The following is a 20,260-nucleotide window of genomic DNA, read 5'->3' on the forward strand; positions in this document are numbered from 1 at the left end:
AATACATTTATGGCTATTGAAAAACATATATGAAAATCATACCAAATATCTTCTTTAAAATATTTTATAAAAAAAATTAAATTTAAAATAAGTAATTTATTCTAACTAAGACATTAGACTAATGAAAATCTGATTAGTAACCATTCAAGCCGACATTTTTTCAGAACTGGGCAAATACACACACAATTATTCTAAAATTGGAAAATCCGGATTTTAAATGGCTTGAAAACGATCTGGAGACAAGACTGTATATTCAGCATTCCATCACTGGCATTCAACTATCTTTCGAGGCTTTTTTATACCAAACCAAGCATCACCTGAATGTCCAAAGCAGTAATAAATATTTCTCCTTTTATCTTTTCCGAACAGGGCAAATCCCGTCGGTCGCCTGTATCCATTTTACCAAAAACAATACAAATTTCATTTCTCCTCCACGGGCTCCTTTTGGCGGAATTCAATGTGATGAAAAATGTAACGCGAATGAAATAAACTGGTTTTTGCGATGTATTAACAACTGGTTTTTATCGCAGGATAACTATGCTGTAATGATAAAAACAGCACCATCTTGCTATGATGATGTCAAAACAAACGAATTACTTACCAGTGCTTATGAGTTGGCCGGATATAACGTCACTGATAAATTCATAAACTATCATATCCAAATTTCACCTTCTCCATTTTTTGAGAATATTACGGCTGCGGAGGTAAGACGGTTGGCAAAATGTAAAAAATCGGGTTTTAGGGCAGGCTTATATTATAATCCGGACGTTAAAATTGTATTTGACTTCATTGAAAAAAGCCGGGCTGCGAAAGGGTATTTGATGTCGATGACATTTGAACAGCTCGATATATTGATAAATAAATTTCCGGGGCAATGTCAAATCTTTGTTGTAACCGACGAAGGCACAATTATCGCGCTGACTGTAACAATTGTCGTCTGTAAAAAAGTGTTGTACAATTTTCTGCCCGCGGATCTGCCTGCCTATAAAAGTTTCAGCCCAATGGTTTACCTCACCGAAACGGTTTATAATTATTGTCAAAAGGAAGAAATAACTATTCTCGATCTTGGTATTTCATTGGACCATGATGGGATTGAAAAGCCGGATCTTTTAAAATTTAAGAAAAATCTTGGTGGAAAAAAATCTTTAAAAGTCACTTTTGAAAAGAAATTAAAACCCGGACATTAAATTCCCAGACAATTTCCGTCCTTATAAAAAACTGTAGAGCAGCTTTCATGACCAACAATTGGTAACATTCCACGAAAATCGATACTCTTATACCCTTTGCCAGTCATAAAGTCTTTCGCAGGCTGATACCATTCCCGCTCCGAATTGTCCAGAATTAATACGCCATCTTCTGTCAGAAATTGTGCGGCGAAAGCGGTGCATTTTACCCGATTTCTGCCATCAACAACGATAATGTGATATTTAATATTTTCGTTTTTTACAGCTTCAATATAAGTATCACCTTGTGGCCGGGAAAAGACAGTAGAATTAGAAGGAAGTTTTGGTTTAACAATTTCAATCCACTGCGCATCGTGTTCTACGGCAGTAATACTTTTAACACGTGCACCATACCACCGTGTCGAATTTCCCGATCCGTATTCAAAAACCTGGAAATGCGATTTAATTCTTGGTTCCAGAAAAAAGATAAAGGAATAAGTATACCAGGGCAATGGATTTCCGGCAGCATCAACCGATTGTTTGGAATGGAAACTTCTGAACCACCCATATTCCTTTAAAGCACTTTTCAAATAAAGTTGCACGGCTCCGCCAAAACCAACTGAATTTAGAAGTCCCCAACTTTGCTTTTTTAAAAACTTAACCATTTTATCCGCTTATTCCAAAAGATATTTATGACAATTTTAACCCTGAAATATTCTGATTTCCGGTGTTACTCCGAAACTCCAATTTTGCATAGGGGGTGCAAATATACTACATTAGCACTCAATTTTAATATTTGTATTGATAGCGGGAATAATTTCAAAATCCCTCAGTTTTAGAATGAAATTAAAAACGATAAAGACGGTTCTGGGCCACCCTTTAAACAAAGACAGAAAGGTAAAAGCATTGATGACGCTCTTCAAAAGAGGCCTGGTCATTCGCTTACATAAACATCCGATGGTCTATCCGTTTGTTGAGCATGTTTCGCTGGTTGTGGATAAGGGCATGTCGAGCGCGGAACTGCAAATTTATACCGGCTTATACGATACAAATGAGATGCTTTTTGTGATGCATTACCTGCGTCCGGAAGATACATTTGTGGATGTGGGAGCTAATATCGGCGTTTATTCAGTTTTGGCATCAGGCATTACCGGTGCGAAATCGTTATCGTTTGAACCCATTCCTTCTACGTTTGCAAACCTGAAACGGAATATCAATTACAATAATTTGCAAGACCGCTCAGAGCTCTATAATCTGGGTGTTGGGGATAAAGAAGAAACTTTGATTTTTTCCAATTCACTGGATGCCATTAATCATGTTATTAATGATAATACATTTGGCGGTCCGGTCACCGAAGTTCCGGTAAATTCCCTTGATAATTTATTGGTTGATAAAAATATCAATCTTTTAAAAATTGATGTGGAAGGTTTTGAAGCCAACGTAATTAACGGTGCTTCAAAAACACTGGAAAGACCGGAGTTGAAAATCATTATTATGGAAACCAATGGACTTTCTGATCAATATGAATTCGGGCAGAATTACATCCATGACAAACTTTTGAGCCTGGGTTTTGTCCCTTACAATTATTTTCCTTCCGAAAGAAAACTGACCAAAATAACAGCGACGAATCCTGAAAATACGATTTATATCCGTGATCTGGCCTTTGTAGAAAACCGTATCAAAACATCAAGAAAAATAAAATTGGGAGACGACTTAATTTAGAATCTATTTCAAAAATCTTTTCTGCAAACCGGTAACCAACTCATTTATTTCTTCTGAAATTCTGAATTTCACCACGAGCACTATGAAGAAAATGATGATAATTGAAGATCGCACGGCCGTCATCAACATCGCAGAAAAGATGGTTCTGTTGTAATCAGGAGTTAGTAACGTTAACGCATACAAAATTCCAAGGATGACTGCAACCTGCAAAGTTTTATTTGTAAAGGGAAGAACGCCAAACTTCCACCAAACAAAAGTCATTCTGGCGATGGAATAAACCAAAGTTGTAAAAGCAGTAGCGATTGCGGCACCTACAAAACCGTGAATCGGGATTAACCATAGGTTCAAAAAGAACCCTAAAACGGCTGAAGCAATAATAAATAATGTAGCGAATTTGAAAAACTTTGAATACATGATGATTTCTGTATTCAGACCGGTCGCAATGTCAAAAACTTTTACCAAAGCCAGAAAAAGCACAACATATTTTCCTTCTCCATAAGTACTTCCCTTTGGTATCAAAAAGAAAATATCATCAATGCTCGCCCAAATTAATAAAAACACCACACCACCTGCAATAAGCTGATTCAATGCCGATTTTTGATTCATTGTACGAACATGATCATAATCACCTTTCACCAAAGAAGCTGCCAGTAAGGGAATTGAAATTTGCGCGATCGCTTTTTTCGGAATTTCGATAACGCCTGCGATGTAAGATGCTATAATAAAAATCCCGGCGCTGACTAATCCTTTTTCACCAGCCACCATCGTTCGATCAATAAAAAGCATCAGGTTTACGCCTACTCCACCGAGCAATGTAAAACCCCCATAACCAAGCATTTGTATAATCAACGAGCGGGTCAGTATTTTTTTGTCGGGGAGCCGGAAGTATAATCTGCCAAGCTGTTTGATATAACCCAGCAAAATTACGATTGCCAAACCATACGAAGCCACGTACAGATAAAGCATTACTTCAAAGCTCAACCAACCAAAGCCGAACATCAGTATCAGCAAGACATTGGCTAATTTAAGGTATACTTCTCTGATAAAATTGGGAACTGCAATTCTGGAATTATTCCGACAATATGCTTCCAGAACAGAAATGTAAATCCAGAATGTAGTTAAGGGAATAACCAGAAAATGATATTTCAACAACATCGGCGATTTTTCCGCGAAATACGCATGAATCGCCGGTGTAAATACGAGGTAAATAATGCCAAAAATTACAGCTCCAATGAATGGAAGAAAAAGGAGAAACGCCAGAATTCCGTGATGTTCTTCCTCGTCATTCCGGAAAAGACTGAAAAACTTATCCGCTATAAAAGGAGTTCCTAAATGTGCAAAAGCCGCAAAAAGCAAACTGTTTTCAAACAGCAAACGGGAAAGTCCTAACTGCTCTACGGATAGAAATTTTGTAGAAACGTACATCTGGTTGATGATACCAATTCCTACTCCAATGTAAGATCCTAAACCTGCTTTAAGACTCTGACGAACAACGATTCCCACTCTGAAAGTCTAGTTAGCGTATTTTTGTATCAATATTTCAGCGATACGTTCAGCGGCATGTCCATCCCAAAAAGGAGGAATAACGCCTTCTTTCACTCTTCCTGCCAAAATATCCTGCACTTTTTCAGCAACAGAAACCGGATCCAGATCACTTAACAAAATGTTGGTTCCCAATTCTACCGTAACCGGGCGCTCTGTACTTGCACGGAAAGTAAGGCAAGGTACTTGCAGATACGTTGTTTCTTCCTGAATTCCACCAGAATCGGTGATGATCAAAGCAGAATTTTCCATCAAATGTAAAAATTCAAGATAACCCTGCGGTTCCATCAAAATCACATTTTCAAGACCTTGCAATTCATCCAGCAATCCCCAGGTTTCCATATTTTTCAGCGTTCTTGGATGAACGGGAAAAAGTACGGTTTTATTTTTTGAAGTTTCTTTGATGATTTTCAAAATATTAGCCAATCCTTCCTGAAAATCCACATTGCTTGGACGGTGCATCGTCATCAACACATAAGATTTTGGCTCTAAACCAAGATCTTTCAGCAGCGTTAAAATCGAAGCTTTCTGGCGATAATATACCAAAGAATCGATCATCACATTTCCGACAAAATGTACTTTTTCGTCCGGAATGCTTTCTCTTTTCAGATTATCAATACCCGCTTGTTCGGTAACAAAAAGATCGTCAGCGATGCAATCCGTCATAATCCGGTTGATTTCTTCCGGCATTCCACGGTCTCCGCTTCTTAAACCTGCTTCCACGTGAACGACTGGAATATGTTCTTTCACGGCTACCATTGCGCAGGCAATTGTTGAATTGACATCCCCTACCACCAACACAACATCCGGTTTTTCAGCCAGCATAACCTGCTCGAATTCGATCATGATCTTAGCTGTCTGCTGCGTATGCGAACCGCCGCCGATACCCAGGAAATAATCCGGCTTAGGTAATTCCAGCTGATTAAAAAACACATCCGACATACGGGCATCGTAATGCTGTCCGGTATGAATGATTTTAGAATCTATTTCAGGATGCTGTAAAAAAGCGCGGTGCAACGGAGCCACTTTCATGAAGTTCGGACGGGCACCAACAATACTCAGGATTTTCATTTTTTAATCAACCAGAATTTAAAACAGATCAGTGCGCCAGAACATAATTGAAGGCAACCATGTATTCTTTCAGCACACTGTGTATATTGATTTCTTCTTTTATTATTCTCAATGAATTTGCACCAAAGGTGCTGATTTTTTCGGGATCTTGAAGCAATGTTTTCATTTTCAGGTTCAGACTTTCCTGATTCCCGTTTTCAAAATAAAAACCATTGTATCCTTCTCTCACCAATCGTCTTTCCGTGCCATCCGCAACCGAACAAATGACCGGTTTGGCAAAACACATCGCATCATTGATAGATAATCCACCCATTCCGCCCAGTAAATAGATTGACGAAACATGCAGATATTTACCCAGCGTCAGCGCGTCATACACACCTCCGACAAACTTTACATTGTCACTGACACCAAGCTTTTCAGCCAACTTTTTTAGATTTTCCTCTTCAGGGCCAAAGCCCACAACGACCAGTTCAATATCCGGGAAAAACCGTTTCAAATCCTTTACCGACTGGATCAGCATATCCACGCGCTTCCATTTCACCAATCTCCCGACATGAATAACACGGTGCGGATTAGCTGGCAAAATGTCCGGTAATTTTAAAACTTCCTCAAACGCAGCCAGTAATTCGTCTGTATCCGGAGAATTAGCGGCGATGAATATTTTTTCTTTGGGCACGCCATAACTTCCGATGATATCGCGGCCTTCATCATAATAATTGATATGCGCGTCGGCCAACGGAAGATACAATTTTCGAAGCCAGGTTATTGCCCGGAAATAAAGTGCGCCTTTCCAGTTCTTTTTATTCGCGTCAAGATCTTCTGTAATGTTTTGTCCCGAATAATAATACTCCTGGCTTTTTCCCCAATAGGCAGTATTAAATGGGATATCCCGGCAAATCAATTTTGCACCAATTTTTTTCAGTTTGAAATAAAAAGGAGGATTCAATACCAGTTGAAGAAAATATGGCCAGGATGACATCACAATAATGTCCGGCTTTATTTCTTGCAAAGTCGGGATAAGATTTTCGAAAAAAGACTTTCCGTACCAGGTTGTAAACTCGGGAAGTTCCACCAACCGGAAGTTTGCAGCTGATTTATCTTCCTTCACGCCGGCACCTAGAGCTTTGCTTTGTTGGGTAGGTTTGACGAGAATAACTTCGATTCCGTAGTCGGAAACCATTTTATTCAATATCAAGGCAAAATAATGCGGCAACCCCGCCATAACAAAACAAACTCGCATCCGTCAAAAATCTTGTGGTAATTCCTGCAAAAGTACACATTCGCAGACAATTTTTAGAGGGGAAGAAATGTTTCGCTTACTTTAATGCAATTGAGATAATACCGAAAGCGAAAATTTGAAAGTCTTTAAGAAGAAAAAAACCGGAATCATTTCTGAATTGATTCCGGCTGCAGGTATTTTCTATAGTCGTGAATCGACCGAATCTTTTGGCAAAGTTGATTTCAAATCAAAAAGCACTGAATTCGTATTTGTAAAATCTGTCAGGTTCAACTCCTTGAAAGTATCGTGTGCAACAGCCAACACAACGGCTTCATATTTTCCATTTGGTTTATCTGCCAGGGCGATGTCATATTCATGTTTAACCTCTTCCGCCGAAGCCCAGGAATCATACACATCAACCTCCATGCCGAAATCTTTCAATTCCTTATAAACATCAACAACCCGCGTATTTCGAATATCCGGGCAGTTTTCTTTGAAAGTAATGCCCAAAATCAAAACACGGCTGCCTTCAATTTTATGTCCTTTTTTGATCAGAAGTTTGACCAGTTTGTTAGCAACAAAAACACCCATCATATCATTCACACGGCGACCGGAAAGGATTACTTGTGGATAATAACCAAGTGATTCTGCTTTGTACGCCAGGTAATAGGGATCCACCCCAATGCAATGTCCACCAACCAAACCGGGTTTATATTTCAGGAAATTCCATTTTGTTCCGGCAGCTTCCAGTACTTCCGTTGTATCAATTCCCATCCGGTCAAAGATCAACGCCAATTCGTTAACGAAAGAAATATTCACATCGCGTTGAGCATTTTCTATCGCTTTTGAAGCCTCCGCAACTTTAATACTGGATGCCAAATGCGTTCCGGCTGTTATAATGGTTCCGTATAAAGTATTGACAAATTCTCCGATTTCAGGTGTAGAACCCGAAGTGACTTTTTTGATTTTAGTAAGTGTGTTGACTTTGTCGCCCGGATTGATACGCTCAGGAGAATATCCGCAGAAAAAATCAACATTGAATTTTAAGCCGCTTACTTTTTCAAGAACAGGAACACAATCTTCCTCGGTGCAACCCGGATAAACTGTGGATTCATAAATAACGATATCTCCTTTTTTCAAAACTTTACCAACGGTATCACTCGCTTTCAAAAGTGGGCCAAGATCCGGTTTTTTATAGTTATCAATTGGCGTCGGAACGGTTACGATAAAAATATTGCAGGTCGCCAATGCTGACAATTCATCCGAAAATTGCAGATCCTGAACACGTTGTAAATCCTCCGAAGAAATTTCCTGCGTTCGGTCGTAGCCACGCTTCAATTCAGCAACGCGCTCTTTATTAATATCAAAACCAAGTACTGAATATTTCCGGCTGAACTCTACCGCCAACGGCAGACCAACATAACCAAGACCAATAATTGCAATTTTACTTGCAGCAATTTCTGACAACATTTTGGTAAAATTTAAAACGAGGACATAAAACTAGCCATATTAATTATGATCAGAAAATTTTGGGAGAATCTGTGGTGTTTGGGTTTGTGAAATTATGAGCAGAACCGAGATTCTTTAAGATCACAAATTGTGATCTTAAAGAATGGCAAGAAGCCTGATTCGGATACAATTTTCAAGATTCTAAAACGTCAATAGATGTAGATTTTCCGATGGTTTTATATTTGAAATCACAAAACCGTAATACCATTCTCTAAGGTCACAAATTGTGACCTTAGAGAATGGTCGAATAGCTGTGACCTAAAACCAATTTCTCAGTATTCTATACAATTTCAAAAACTGAATTTATGGAACTGATCGCTATACAAAACAAGGTGTTCACGCTTCGTGGACAGAAAGTTATGCTGGATTTTGATTTGGCAGAAATGTATGAAGTTGAAACGAGATCTTTGAAACAGGCTGTTAGAAGGAATATTGATAGATTTCCCGAAGACTTTATGTTCGAGTTAACTAAAACAGAATTAGAAAACTTGAGATCACAAAATGTGATCTCAAGTTGGGGAGGTCTCCGCTTTCTACCCTTTGCTTTTACCGAACAAGGAGTGGCTATGTTATCCAGTGTTTTAAAAAGTCAAAAAGCACTTCAAGTAAACATCACCATTATGCGCGCCTTTGTAATGATCCGTCAATATTATTCTGATTCAACGGAGTTGAAACAGCGTATTGAAAGTCTGGAAAATGAGATGCAGGTTAAATTTAAAGACATTTACGAAGCCCTTAATTTTCTACTAAATCCACCACACCCAGAACGAAAAGCAATAGGATTTAAAAATAGCCACGAATAACGGTTCCATCTTGAGGTCACAGTTTGTGACCTCAAGATGGACGAAGATACCAATTAAATTCCCCCACCTGCATATTTTTAAAGACATCTTAATTCTGAAATTGTAACTTTGATCTTTCTGCAAAGTTTCGAATAAGCATAATCTGTTTTTTAACTATATGAATGGCCTGACGGATAAAGAATTTTGGTTGAATTATTGGGAAAGTAAAACCGGACTGGTTTTTAGTATCACTGATAATTATCCATTCTTATCTCTTTTAAAAAAACTGGTTACGACAAATCAAGTAAAGAATCTGCTTGAAATCGGTGGATTTCCCGGTTACTATTCCGTTTGGGCGTTTAAGAATTTAAAGATTAAAACCGATCTGCTGGATTTCGTCATTCATCCAAAGATTTTGCATGACCTTGAAAAAGCGAATCAAATAACCGAAGGTTCGGTTGGGACGATTGAAGCGGATTTATTCAATTATACTCCCGTTGGCAAATATGACCTTGTGATGTCAAACGGATTGATCGAACATTTTCAAAATACAACCGAGATTATTGAGAAACACACCCAGTTTCTTTCTGAAAACGGGATACTTTTTATCTCCCTGCCAAACTTTCAGGGATTAAATGGTTGGTTTCAAAAGACATTTGACCGCGATAATTACGACAAGCATTACATTGAAAGTATGGATCTGGTCTATCTGCGGAATATTTGCCAAAATCTCGGACTGAAAGATATTGAAGTTTATTATTCCGGCCGTTTCATGCTTTGGCTGGAAAATGAAAATAAACAGCCTGCCTGGGTGCAGGCTTTCCGCAAATCGACCTGGTTTACGCTTAAAGTTTTTTCTAAATTTTTTCCGTTTGAAACAAAGACGTTATCACCTTACATCGTCATAACGGCCCGTGCATGAACGTAGTTTTTATCAATACCAGCGACAGTAGCGGCGGCGCAGCCATAGCTTGCTCCCGGCTTCAAAAAGCTTTGGAAAAACATTCGTCCATCAAAGGCGATATACTGGTTCAGGAAAAAAAAACGGAAAATCCGGCTGTTACCACAATCGCCAATACTTCATTAAAAAAACAATTTGTCTGGGCGAGATTTATCGCTGAAAGACTTTTGTTTTTATCCTATGAACGATCAAAAGAAATTCGTTTTTTGTTTAATCGCGGTATCGTTGGTGTCGATATAAGCAAACATCCACTGGTTAAAAATGCGGATATCATTCATTTACACTGGGTTAACTTTGGTTTTTTATCAACCGGTTCAATCAAAAAATTATTGGCATTAGGAAAACCTGTCGTCTGGACTTTCCATGATATGTGGCCTTTTACCGGCGGTTGTCATCATAGCGGCGAGTGTGAAAACTACCAGATTGAATGTGGTAACTGCAAGTTTTTAAAAAATCCCGGTGGAAATGACATTTCCAGGAAAGACTGGTTTTCCAAAAAATCAGCCTATCAACCCAATCATTTTACCGCAGTGGGATGCAGTCAATGGTTATCAAAAAGAGCCCGAAACAGTAGTTTACTTAATGGATTTAAAATTGAATCAATCCCAAATCCAATTGACATAACTGTATTTTCGCCGATCTCAAAAGCAGAAGCGAGACGGCAATTAAATTTACCAACTGACAAACACTTGATTCTTTTCGCAGCCATGCGTATCAATGCGCTGATGAAAGGATTTTCATATTTTCAGGAAGCGTTAAATTTGCTAAAAGACAAACATCCTGAACTATCGCAAAATATCGAGCTTCTTGTTTTCGGTCAGGCGGAAGACGAAGTGTTAAACCAACTACCATTTAAGACACATAAACTTGGACATTTGTCCGATGTAAAACAGATCGTATTAGCTTATAACACAGCATCCGTTTTTGTCACACCTTCTTTGGAAGAAAATTTACCCAACACCATCATGGAATCCTTTGCTTGCGGAACGCCGGCCGTTGGATTTAGCATAGGCGGTATACCCGAAATGATTGATCATCAGCAAAATGGATATCTTTCAGATTACAAATCCGTTGAGTCGCTGGCAACCGGAATTCAGTGGGTTTTGGAAAATAACAAGGACGGAGAAATTTCTCAAAAAGCACGGGAAAAAGTATTGGGAAGTTACGCGGAAAATATTGTCGCGTCTCAATACGAAACACTGTACAAATCATTGTTGAAAAATAAATGACGAGGCAGTTTACATATTTTCCGCCTATGTCAGAAAACTCAAATACCGAATACAAAAGCAGTTTCAGTGATGCTGTAATTGAAACGCTGGTTGCCTTTGCCAATACCAAAGGCGGACAGATTTTTATTGGTCTGAACGACGATGGAGAACTCGTCAAAAATTTCGTAGTCCGGGAAGAAACTGTTCAACAATGGCTTAACGAAATCAAACATAAAACGCAGCCATCCGTTATTCCGGATTCTGAATTAATTGAAGTCGGGGGAAAAGAAATTATTTCGCTTTCGATTAAAGAATTCCCAATCAAACCAGTAGCCTTTCGCGGACGTTATTTCAAACGCGTCCAAAACTCAAATCATCAATTAAATTTGAGAGAGATTTCGGATATGCATCTTAAAACTTTCAACACGAGTTGGGACAGTTATGCAACGAATGATTACAAACTGGACGATATTTCGCTGGAAAAAGTAAGTTCGTTTATAGAAAAATCCAACAAACTTAAAGAAAGTCCATTGCAGGATGATCCGTTAACGGTTTTGTACAAATTTGAATTGATCAAAGAGTCAAAAATAGTCAACGCCTGTCATTTATTATTTGCGAAAAATGATGTTTTTTTGGCAACGATTGAACTTGGAAGATTTTCTGCTGCAACCTTAATAAAAGACGGCTTAACGCTCCGGAGTGATTTGTTTGCTCAGGTTGAAGATATACTAACATTCATCAAAAAGCACATTAATAAAGAATATATTATTACCGGAAATCCTCAGCGGGAAGAGCGCTGGGAATATCCTTTGAATGCTATTCGTGAGATTATTGTTAACATGATCGTTCACCGCGACTACATGCATTATGGTGATTCGTCTGTAAAAGTTTTTGATAACTATATCGAATTTTTCAATCCAGGTTCATTACCACAATCGATTTCCATTGAACAATTACTTAGCGGTGATTACACCTCACAGGCAAGAAATAAAAAGGTATCTTCGATTTTCAAAGAAGCAGGTGTTATTGAAAAATATGGTTCCGGTATCAAAAGAATTCAAAATGCCTTTCTGAATTACGGTTTGGAAGCGCCTGTTTTTGAAAATTTTCAGCACGGGTTCAGAGTTATTGTTTCTACACAAACTGTGCACAAAACTGTGCTGAAAACTGTGGAGGAAACTGTGGAGAAAACTGTGGAGAAAACTGTGGAGAAAACCGATGAAATGATTCTAAATCTGATCAAATCCGATTCTCGCATTACAACCAAAGCGATTCAACAAATTACCGGATTAAGCAGACGAGGTATTGAATGGCAAATACAAAAGTTAAAAGATCAAAAAATAATTAATCGGATCGGGCCTGATAAAGGTGGCCATTGGGAAATAATAAAAGAATGATTCTGATTCATTCAAAAATTGAAACAAATGCCTTTATTAACAATTGTCACCATCACTTACAACGCAGAACGTTATCTGCCCCGAACGCTGAAAAGTGCTGAAAAGTCATTGGCAAAACTGGCAGATAAAACAGCTGTTGAATATCTTATCATTGATGGCGGATCAAAAGATCAGACATTAACCATTGCCAGTCAATTCGATTTCATCTCAAAAGTAGTTTCTGAACCAGACCGCGGACTTTATGATGCGATGAATAAAGGTTTAAATCTAGCTACCGGAAAATATTTATGGTTTTTGAACGCAGGTGATGAAGTTCAGGATGAGAACATTTTAAGTCAGTTAATTTCCACTTTTAAAGGTGATGCCGATGTTTATTATAGCGACGCTTTATTAGTTCGTGAGGATGGCAGCGAAGTTGGATTAAGAAGTAAATTTACTCCACACGATTTACCAAAAGATTTAACCTGGAAAGATTTCGCACTGGGAATGAAAGTTTGCCATCAATCTTTTATTGCAAAAAAGGAAATTGCTCCGGCTTACGATTATACAAATCTCAGTGCTGATATTGACTGGGAAATTTCCTGTCTGAAAAATTCAAAAAAAACTCAGTATTTAGAGTTTGTTCTTTGTCGTTATTTAATGGGCGGACTGTCGATACAAAATCACCGACGTTCCTTGTTAGATCGTTATAACGTTTTGAAAAAGCATTTTGGATTAATTCCTTCACTTTGGAATCACGGATTAATTTTTTGGCGGGGATTCTGGTTTGCTAGAAAAAACGGGAAATACTGGTAGACTATTTCAACCTATCCAACCTTGCATACATTTCCATCATCGCCGATTGATCGATCAGGGTTTTAGCCTCTTTTATTCCAATTAAACCCTTTTCGTCTCTTTCATTTTTCCAGATACGCTCAGCATCATCAACAAAAAACTGCCATTGTTTTTTGTTTTTATTGACTTTATAAAGCTCTTCATATCCTCTCAACAATACAACGTTAAACCAATAATTACCTGGCAATTTCTTATTTTTATAAAAATACTTTTCCGCCGATCCCGCGATCAGTTCAGCTTCATCAAGATACTTTTTCTCTTTTGTAATCGTGTACAACAAAACGTTGGATTGAAGCATCGTCCCGGTATTATAAGTATACTTTGCCGAATCGATTTTCAAACTTGGAATCTTGATCGCGTCGTAAAATATGCCGTCGGCTGAACGCAGGTTTCTATTTGTCCAATCGTACAATTTGATCGCCGCTGTCAGGTATTCTTTCTTTTTGGTAATCTTGTATAATTGCAAAGCCACCAGAATTCCAGGGCCATTTGAGCACGTATTTTTCGTGTTCTTTTCATCTTCCTTCCAGTACAATCCCCCACCCGATTTTTCGTCATAACCTGTCATTTGAAACCGGTATATTTCCTCGGCAATATCCAGATAAGATTTCTTTTTTGTCCGGTTATATGCATCCAGACAGGCAATCGCTATCCATTGGTTATCATCATAAAAACGGGAATCTTTTTCTTCTTTCGTCACATACGCCTGATAACCCGGCGCTGGCGGATTTGTATTATGATATTGAGCGATGGCTGCCAAAACCGGCTTCATAAATTCCTTTCCCGGCTCTGTTTGTTCAGCTTCATTTGTGGCCTGAACAAGGGCGCACAGCGGCCACAGATAGGAATGCGGTTTGTTATTTTTCCCGTTTGTCTCCTTATACAATCCCGTTTCAGATTCGTAAAAAACAGAATTTATAGATTTGCTTAAAGCATTTACACGGGATTTATAGTCAGTCTCAGCAGGTTGCGCATTCGCTGTTACTGAGAAACAAAGGATAAAAAGGAATAGAAATAAGATAACCCGGATCATTGAGAATATCGTTAAGTTAGGAACTGAATTAACAAAGTTACAGTCTACGATTGTTATACTCTTTTGCCACAAATTTTATATCCTGTCATCTAATTTTATCACAATTGTGTAAAGAAACAGAATAAACTTGCAGAATAACATAATTAAATTTTGATATTCTAATAACATTCAAAATACTATTTCATATAATAGCTCCATTACCTATTTTTGATTCTACGATGTCTATTTTCAACAGAATTACTATTGACTCAGATCTCCAAACATACCGATGATTCAATACTCTGGGACAATTTCCGGAACGGGAACGAGGCAGCTTATACTGAGCTCGCCACTCGTTATTACCGCACATTACTTCATTACGGTTTAAGATTTACACCGAACGTTCAAATTGCTGAAGACGCCTTGCAGGATTTACTGATCCATCTATGGCTGAATCGTCAAAATCTGAATGACACCCCCTCTGTTAAATTCTATTTACTGAAATCCTTCCGCCACAGAATTATCAAAACCTTAAAACCTTTTTCAGGAGAATTGGAATTGACCGGACAGTTTGAAGATATTTCTTCCGAATTCTCGTCTGAGGAAGTATTTATCCAAAATGAAAATGAATTAAATCTCAAAAACCAGGTAAAAGAAATGATGACCCAGCTCCCATCCCGTCAACGGGAAGTGGTTTATCTCCGGTTCTTTCAGGGATTGAAATCAGAAGAGATAGGTATGTTGCTTTCAATAAAACCGCAATCCGTAAGTAATATCTTACAACGAGCTCTCACTACCCTCCGCAATATCTGGCCAATCAGCCCATCTTTTTCTTTTATATTTTATTCATTTTTCGAAATAATATTATAATTTTTCAAGAATATTAAAAATTAAGTTTGGCAAGTGAGTATCCGGACAGATTAAAAAGATAATAACAATATACAGGTCGAATTATATTGTTGTTTATGAATCACAGGCGCAATGCACTTTTTCAGGATTTGATTAAAAATCCGGTTTTCATAGCCTGGGTGCTTGAAGATAGTTCTGAGCTTGATCAATATTGGAAAAACTGGTCTTCTGGTGATATTACCCGCAAAGAAGCATTGGAACAGGCAAGATTTAGCTTGTTGTCGTTCACCGATGAAACCCTCCGTATTACAGACGAACACATAGCATACAAAGTCAGCCAGTCCCTTGAAATTGCAAAAAGAAGGGAAAATGCTGCAAGAATTTCGAAAAGCGAATTTAGCTGGCTGAAACATAGCAGAGCAATGGCGGCATCCATTTTTGTACTCCTTGCAGCCGGACTTTTTATTTATATAAAATATCCAAACCGAACCATTTTTACAGAGAATCAGCAACAACTTTCTTTTAATCAAAAAGAGGAAGTTATTATTGAAATTGCCAACGAAAATAAAGAGGTAAAGTATGTACAGCTTCCTGATGGAAGCTCAGTAGTACTCCGAAAAAACAGCCGTATCAGTTACAATAAAAATTTTGGTCAGATAAAACGGGTTGTCGTGCTTTCCGGAGAAGCATTTTTCGAAGTAACAAAAGATCCTGAAATCCCCTTCTTTGTGTATGCCAATGAACTGGTTACAAAAGTTTTAGGGACCAGTTTCAGCATCAAGGCCGACGAAAATGGTAAAAATGTCCTGGTTGCTGTAAAAACCGGAAAAGTTTCTGTTTTTACCAAAACTGATCAGCACGCAAGGGAATATGAATCAGGCAAAAAGTTATCTGCTCTTTTACTGACCTGCAATCAGCAGGCTACATTTGAGCGCCACATTTCAAGGCTGGTAAGGTCAACGATAACCGGTTCGATGCTTTTGAAGATCCCGATTGAAAACCAAAAGTTCACCTACAATGCAACACCGGTTTCAGAAGTTTTTGCTTCACTTGAAAAAGCTTATGGAATTGACATTGATTATAACGAACAAATAATGTCCCGTTGCAGCATTACAGCGACATTGGGCGACGAGCCACTGGATAATAAGTTGAAATGGATTTGTGCAATTCTTGAAGCAAATTATCAGATCAGTGAAAATAAAGTAAGTATTACCGGAAATTCTTGTCAATATTAATTTAAATCCTAACCCGTAACTATTTGAAAAAAACAAAAAAGGTGAACGATGTGGCAACATCATTCACCCGTAAAAATCCCCACCTATGTTGGCACTAAGATGAACGTCCCCTGAAAAGGGACAAGGGAATTATTTTGCTGATTTTTTAACAACCATCAAAACATTCAAAAGTATGAAAAAAACCTTACAATGGCCCCAATGCCTTTTTAAAATTATGAGAATCAGCCTCATACAATTGTTTATAGTGATACAATTTTCGGGCATGTCTTTTGCGATAGACAGCAACGCTCAGGAAGTTCTTAACCGCCGGTTAACGATTAATCTGAAAGAACAGAAAATTGGCGTGGCTCTGGAAAAACTGGGCAAATTGTCAGGTGTGAATTTCATGTACAGTCCTGAATTGATCCAGTCGGAACGTAAAGTAAATCTGAATGTGAAGGACGAAAAACTGGAAGCGATTCTTGAAAATTTCCTTACGCCGCTTAAAGTAACTTACGAAGTTTCGGGCAAGCAGATTTTATTGAAACGAATTCCCGGTGCGAAAACTGCCACACCTTTAATAGAAGGTATGGGAACATCGATCCAAACAATAAAACCGGCACTTTTCCCTATCAAAGGAAAGGTTATTGATGCTACGGGAGCCACCGTTCCTGGTGCAACGGTGGTGCTTAAAGGAAGTTCAAGTGTAGGAACAACTACGGATGGCGAAGGAAGTTTTTCGTTGGAATTACCGGATGGCAGCACGACTTTGGTGGTTTCCTCGATCGGTTTTTTAACGCAGGAAATTAATATTGCCAATAAATCGATGATTGAGATTACACTTCAATCCGATGTAAAATCATTAAGCGAAGTTGTTGTTACAGGTTATTCTTCTCAATCAAAAAGAGATATTACCGGTGCAGTTTCAACGGTTGATACTAAGGAATTAACCAAAGTTTCCGCGCCTAACGTTGCACAGCAATTACAAGGACGCGTTGCGGGTGTAACGGTAACTTCCAATAATTCTCCTGGTGGTGAGGCTACCGTTCGTATCCGTGGATTCGGTACTGTTAACAACAATGATCCCTTATATGTAATTGACGGAGTTCCTACAAAAGGTGGATTGAATAGCATCAACCCTAATAATATTGAATCAATGCAGGTTTTGAAAGATGCTTCTTCGGCTTCGATCTACGGCTCACGTGCTGCAAACGGGGTAATCATTATTACAACTAAAAAAGGAAAATCGGGCGCGCCTCAGTTTACTTTTAACAGTCGTTTTGGCGTACAAACCGGAAAAGTAAATCTGGATATGATCATTGATCCGCAGCAATTTGGAGATCTTTTGTGGACACAGCGCAAAAATGCCGGTGTGCTTACAAACGGAAATCCTTCACATCCGCAATATGGTAATGGTGTTAATGCAGTCGTTCCGGATTATATTCTTGCTGGTGCTCAGTACGGTTTATCTGAGGGAAATCCTGCTACGAATCCATCACTTTACAACTATAACCGCACAGGTTTTTACCAGATTGTAAAAGCAAATAAACAAGGTACCGACTGGGAAAAGGAAATCCTGAGAAATGCTGCCATTCAGGAATATAACGTTGGCGCTACCGGCGGCAGTGAAACGGGCAGATATGCACTTTCCCTGAATTATTTCAAACAGGATGGTATTTTGAAAAACACGTCTTTCAACAGATATTCTTTACGTTCAAACACTGAATTCCTGTTCAAAAAGAAAATCCGTTTTGGAGAAAATCTGGAAGTAAGTTATACCGAAAATAAAGGTTATTACAGTAATAACGGTACTGCAAGTTCAAGCAACAATCAGGATGGAAACCCGATCGGAAATGGATTCCGTATTCCTTCTATCATTCCGGTTTATGATATCATGGGTCATTTTGCAGCTACCCGTGCTGCTGGCCTTGGACCTGCTACAAATCCGGTTGCACAATTGTATCGTACAAAAGACAATGCAGTTAACACATTCAGAACTTTTGGAAATGCTTATGTTGAGGTCGACGTTTTGAAGGATCTTGTAGCAAAATCAAGCATCGGTGTTGATTTTACGAATGCCAACAGAACTTCTTATACTTTGCTGGATTTGGAAGAAGCGGAAATTGAATCAAATAACTCTTTGACAAATGCGTATGCTTACGACGTTAACTGGACCTGGTCTAATACGCTTAATTACACTAAAACTTTTGGGACGAGCCATAAATTAAATGTTTTGGCAGGAACTGAAGCAATTAAGGGAACAGGAAAAGATTTTTCTGCAACGCGTACTGCGTTTTATTCTGAGGATCCTCAGTATATGTATTTAAGTGCTGGTTCTGCGGGTATTAATAACACTGGTGCGGGTTACAAGTGGTCACTTTTTTCAATTTTTGGAAAAGTAAACTATGCTTTGAAAGATCGTTACTTACTCGAAGCGACAGTAAGACGTGACGGTTCTTCCCGTTTCGGAGCCAACAACCGTTACGGAACATTTCCTGCGTTCAGTGCAGGGTGGCGTTTATCTGAAGAGTCATTCATGAAAACCGCCACATGGATAGATGACTTGAAACTGAGAGCTGGCTGGGGGCAAACGGGAAACCAGGAAATCGGAAATTACAACGGTTTCAGTACCTATCGTTCTACGCTTAACCAGTCGTCTTACGCAATCGATGGCTCAAACAGTTCTGTTCAGGCGGGTTTTGATACGCAGGCTTTTGGAAATCAGAATGCAAAATGGGAAACTACAACACAGACGAACGTCGGACTTGATGCAACTTTCCTGAAAGGAATGTTTGGTCTTAATCTTGATTTGTACAACCGTACAACTTCTGATATGTTGTATCAGGTAAGTTTGCCGGCTACGCAAGGTGTTGCTACAATTCCTTTTGTAAATGTTGGTGAAATGAATAACAAAGGCGTTGACCTTGCTCTTGACTTTAATAACAAAGCGTTGGATGGTCAACTTACCTATTCGATTGGCGCCAATATTTCAGCTTACAAAAACAATGTTGTGAAACTGAATAATAGTGCGACTGCTGTTCTTCTTGGACCAACAATCCGTAGTTATACCTGGACACGTTCGGTTGCAGGAATGCCTTTGTATTCTTTTTACGGTTTGCAGATCGACGGAATTTATCAGAATCAATCAGAAGTTGATGCCGGACCAACTTATCCGGGTTATGCCGCTATTGGAAAGTATAAATACCATGATACAAACGGAGATGGCGTAATTACAGATGCTGACAGAAAATTCCTTGGAAATCCACATCCTGACTTTACTTATGGTATCAACCTGAATTTAGGTTACAAAGGATTTGATCTTTCTGCTTTCTTCCAGGGTGTTAAGGGAAATAAAATTATCAACATGGTGAAACGCTGGACTGATTTCAACAACCAGGCCGGTAACAGAAGTCTTCACATGCTAAATGATTCCTGGACACCTGAAAACCCGAACGCCTCGTTACCAATTCTTGATGCCAACGACAGCAGAAGTCAGCAGCCATCGAGCTATTTTGTTGAAGATGGTTCTTATTTCCGAATGAAAAACCTGACTATCGGCTATACATTGCCTACAAAAGCATTGTCAAAATTGAAACTGACAAGTGCGAGAATTTATGTGCAGGGACAAAATCTGTTCACCATTACAAAATATACCGGAATTGATCCTGAGGTAACCTCGGTAGGTTCAACACCGGGCACTACTGTATTGGGTGTGGATCAGGGAAACTATCCAAGATCTAAAATGTATCAGGTTGGTATCAACTTTGGATTTTAACA

Annotated in this window: 16 protein-coding genes; 10 read left to right on the plus strand and 6 right to left on the minus strand. The window is 38.7% G+C overall.

What is annotated here, in order from left to right:
• Positions 1-197 precede the first annotated feature (197 nt).
• Positions 198-1,187, plus strand: a complete 990-nt coding sequence (locus FDK13_RS04095; protein ID WP_137338721.1) for a GNAT family N-acetyltransferase — start codon at positions 198-200, stop codon at positions 1,185-1,187.
• Here FDK13_RS04095 and FDK13_RS04100 read toward each other — a convergent pair.
• Positions 1,184-1,828 carry an FkbM family methyltransferase gene (locus FDK13_RS04100; RefSeq protein ID WP_137338722.1) on the minus strand — a complete coding sequence of 215 codons (645 nt, stop codon included), beginning with the start codon at positions 1,826-1,828 and terminating at the stop codon, positions 1,184-1,186. The genes FDK13_RS04095 and FDK13_RS04100 overlap by 4 nt on opposite strands.
• Positions 1,829-2,003: 175 nt before the next feature.
• Here FDK13_RS04100 and FDK13_RS04105 point away from each other — a divergent pair, with 175 nt between their 5' ends.
• Positions 2,004-2,885 carry an FkbM family methyltransferase gene (locus tag FDK13_RS04105; protein WP_137338723.1) on the plus strand — a complete coding sequence of 294 codons (882 nt, stop codon included), beginning with the start codon at positions 2,004-2,006 and terminating at the stop codon, positions 2,883-2,885.
• 3 nt (positions 2,886-2,888) lie between these two features.
• On the opposite strand, the gene FDK13_RS04110 is transcribed toward FDK13_RS04105, so the two are convergent.
• From FDK13_RS04110 to FDK13_RS04125, 4 genes are all read right to left on the minus strand, one after another.
• The gene (locus tag FDK13_RS04110; RefSeq protein WP_229215895.1) at positions 2,889-4,388 is read right to left on the minus strand and encodes a lipopolysaccharide biosynthesis protein; all 1,500 of its coding nucleotides are present in this window, start codon (positions 4,386-4,388) and stop codon (positions 2,889-2,891) included.
• Positions 4,389-4,397: 9 nt separating this feature from the next.
• Entirely contained in the window at positions 4,398-5,498 is a 1,101-nt protein-coding gene (gene wecB, locus FDK13_RS04115) for a non-hydrolyzing UDP-N-acetylglucosamine 2-epimerase (protein ID WP_137338724.1), read from the minus strand.
• 28 nt (positions 5,499-5,526) lie between these two features.
• Positions 5,527-6,678 carry a glycosyltransferase gene (locus FDK13_RS04120; protein WP_170982705.1) on the minus strand — a complete coding sequence of 384 codons (1,152 nt, stop codon included), beginning with the start codon at positions 6,676-6,678 and terminating at the stop codon, positions 5,527-5,529.
• A gap of 240 nt (positions 6,679-6,918) precedes the next feature.
• Entirely contained in the window at positions 6,919-8,187 is a 1,269-nt protein-coding gene (locus tag FDK13_RS04125; RefSeq protein WP_137338726.1) for a nucleotide sugar dehydrogenase, read from the minus strand.
• Positions 8,188-8,531: 344 nt separating this feature from the next.
• Between FDK13_RS04125 and FDK13_RS04130 the strand changes: the two genes are divergently transcribed.
• From FDK13_RS04130 to FDK13_RS04150, 5 genes are all read left to right on the plus strand, one after another.
• The gene (locus tag FDK13_RS04130) at positions 8,532-9,029 is read left to right on the plus strand and encodes an ORF6N domain-containing protein (RefSeq protein ID WP_137338727.1); all 498 of its coding nucleotides are present in this window, start codon (positions 8,532-8,534) and stop codon (positions 9,027-9,029) included.
• A gap of 157 nt (positions 9,030-9,186) precedes the next feature.
• Entirely contained in the window at positions 9,187-9,930 is a 744-nt protein-coding gene (locus FDK13_RS04135; RefSeq protein ID WP_137338728.1) for a class I SAM-dependent methyltransferase, read from the plus strand.
• Positions 9,927-11,198 (plus strand): glycosyltransferase family 4 protein, encoded by a 1,272-nt coding sequence (locus FDK13_RS04140; protein ID WP_137338729.1) that lies wholly within the window; start codon positions 9,927-9,929, stop codon positions 11,196-11,198. The genes FDK13_RS04135 and FDK13_RS04140 overlap by 4 nt, the downstream gene beginning before the upstream one ends.
• 26 nt (positions 11,199-11,224) lie before the next feature.
• Complete coding sequence (locus tag FDK13_RS04145; protein ID WP_170982706.1) at positions 11,225-12,574, plus strand: RNA-binding domain-containing protein; 1,350 nt, start codon at positions 11,225-11,227, stop codon at positions 12,572-12,574.
• A 27-nt stretch (positions 12,575-12,601) separates the two neighbouring features.
• Complete coding sequence (locus tag FDK13_RS04150; protein WP_137338731.1) at positions 12,602-13,369, plus strand: glycosyltransferase; 768 nt, start codon at positions 12,602-12,604, stop codon at positions 13,367-13,369.
• A gap of 1 nt (position 13,370) precedes the next feature.
• On the opposite strand, the gene FDK13_RS04155 is transcribed toward FDK13_RS04150, so the two are convergent.
• Complete coding sequence (locus tag FDK13_RS04155) at positions 13,371-14,441, minus strand: glycoside hydrolase family 76 protein (RefSeq protein ID WP_137338732.1); 1,071 nt, start codon at positions 14,439-14,441, stop codon at positions 13,371-13,373.
• 243 nt (positions 14,442-14,684) lie between these two features.
• On the opposite strand from FDK13_RS04155, the gene FDK13_RS04160 reads away from it, so the two are divergent.
• The 3 genes from FDK13_RS04160 (at position 14,685) to FDK13_RS04170 (ending at position 20,258) form a co-directional block, all read left to right on the plus strand.
• A complete protein-coding gene (locus FDK13_RS04160) occupies positions 14,685-15,290 on the plus strand; it encodes an RNA polymerase sigma factor (protein ID WP_170982707.1) in 606 nt (201 codons plus the stop codon).
• A 95-nt stretch (positions 15,291-15,385) separates the two neighbouring features.
• On the plus strand, positions 15,386-16,504 hold the full coding sequence (locus FDK13_RS04165) for a FecR family protein (protein ID WP_137338734.1): 1,119 nt from the start codon (positions 15,386-15,388) through the stop codon (positions 16,502-16,504).
• A 214-nt stretch (positions 16,505-16,718) separates the two neighbouring features.
• Positions 16,719-20,258, plus strand: coding sequence for a TonB-dependent receptor (locus FDK13_RS04170; RefSeq protein ID WP_229215896.1), 3,540 nt, complete (start codon positions 16,719-16,721; stop codon positions 20,256-20,258).
• Positions 20,259-20,260 lie beyond the last annotated feature (2 nt).

It is taken from the genome of Dyadobacter frigoris (assembly GCF_005280585.1).
Taxonomy (GTDB): Bacteria; Bacteroidota; Bacteroidia; order Cytophagales; family Spirosomataceae; genus Dyadobacter; species Dyadobacter frigoris.